At 66.2% G+C, this 204-nt stretch carries 1 protein-coding gene; it reads right to left on the bottom strand.

Going from position 1 to position 204, the window contains the following annotated elements:
• On the bottom strand, positions 1-203 hold a 203-nt coding region (locus tag A3736_RS04505), incomplete at its 3' end, for a triose-phosphate isomerase (protein ID WP_233999230.1).
• Between the last annotated feature and the right edge of the window lies 1 nt (position 204).

Genomic DNA, 204 nt, shown 5'->3' with positions numbered 1-204 from the left:
TGGCCCAGAACTACGAACTTCGCGCCCGAATCGGCGGCCATCGTGGCGCTGACATCTCCGGTATGCGCGCCATCCGGCTCCGCATGGCAATCCTGCGCGCCGACGCCGATCTGCTCGGCCTCGCGATGGACGGCGTGAATCAGAGTGAAGGGAGGCGCCAGGGCGACCTCGACCTTCATGTAACGCTGCGCCGCACGGTCGATT

Origin of the sequence: Erythrobacter sp. HI0063, from assembly GCF_001635685.1 — a bacterium.
Classification (GTDB): domain Bacteria; phylum Pseudomonadota; class Alphaproteobacteria; order Sphingomonadales; family Sphingomonadaceae; genus Qipengyuania.
This window is presented reverse-complemented; position numbering and strand designations above follow the sequence as displayed.